The organism is Streptomyces nanshensis (assembly GCF_001751255.1).
GTDB lineage: Bacteria > Actinomycetota > Actinomycetes > Streptomycetales > Streptomycetaceae > Streptomyces > Streptomyces nanshensis_A.
Map to the genome: position 1 here is coordinate 1 of NZ_LJGW01000320.1, position 1,240 is coordinate 1,240.

The 1,240-nt window shown below is 74.8% G+C and carries 1 pseudogene (cut by a window edge); it reads left to right on the plus strand.

The features are described from left to right. The first annotated feature begins 121 nt into the window (after nucleotides 1–121). Nucleotides 122–1,240, plus strand: a pseudogene (locus tag AN218_RS18835) (cobyric acid synthase) (it continues 557 nt past the right edge of the window).

A 1,240-nucleotide genomic window follows, 5' to 3' on the forward strand; every position in this document is an offset into this window, starting at 1 on the left:
CGGGTGGGCACGCTGGCGCTGGCGGTGACGACGGCGGCCGGGGCGCTGCTGCGTACGTACCGCGGGGCGCGGCGAGCGCACCGGGCCGGGAGCGCGGCGAGCGCGGGGAGAGGGGGCCCGGGTGAGGGCTGAGGGAACGGGCGGCGGGCTGCTCGTCGCGGGGACGACCTCCGACGCGGGCAAGAGCGTGGTCACCGCCGGGATCTGCCGCTGGCTGGCGCGCAAGGGTCTGAAGGTCGCGCCGTTCAAGGCGCAGAACATGTCGCTGAACTCGTATGTGACGCTGGACGGCGCCGAGATCGGCCGGGCCCAGGCCATGCAGGCCGCCGCCGCGCGCACCGAGCCGACGGCGCTGATGAACCCGGTGCTGCTCAAGCCCGGCGGCGAGAGCCGCAGCCAAGTGGTGCTGCTGGGGCGGCCGGTGGGCGAGATGAGCGCGAGCGGCTACCACTCCGGGCGGCAGGAACGGTTGCTCGGCACGGTCGCCGACTGCCTCGCCGAGCTGCGCCGTACGCACGACGCGGTGATCTGCGAGGGCGCGGGCAGCCCGGCGGAGATCAATCTGCGGCGCACCGACATCGTCAACATGGGCCTGGCCCGGGCGGCACGGCTGCCGGTCGTCGTGGTGGGCGACATCGACCGCGGGGGCGTCTTCGCCTCGTTCTTCGGTACGACGGCGCTGCTGGCGGAGCGCGACCAGGAGCTGCTGGCGGGCTATCTCGTCAACAAGTTCCGCGGCGACGTGTCGCTGCTGGAACCGGGCCTGGAGATGCTCCACGGGCTGACGGGCCGCCCGGTGCTGGGCGTGCTGCCCTTCCGTGACGGTCTGGGCATCGACGAGGAGGACGGGCTGCGGCTGTCGCTGCGCGCCGCCGTGCGCGAGTCGGTGACGGCGCCCCCGCACGGAACGGACGTGCTGCGTACGGCGGTTGTGCCGGTGCCGCTGATGTCGAACTTCACCGACGTCGACGCGCTGGCCGCCGAGCCCGGCGTCGCCGTCCGCTTCACCGACCGCCCCGAGGAGCTGGCCGACGCCGATCTGGTGGTGCTGCCCGGCACCCGCGGCACGGTGCGGGCGCTGCGCTGGCTGCGCGAACGGGGCCTGGCGGAGGCGGTGCGGCGCCGCGCGGCGGAGGGCCGTCCGGTGCTGGGCATCTGCGGCGGCTTCCAGATGCTCGGCGAACGGATCGAGGACGAGGTCGAGTCGGGCGCCGGCACGGTCGAGGGGCTGGGGCTGCTG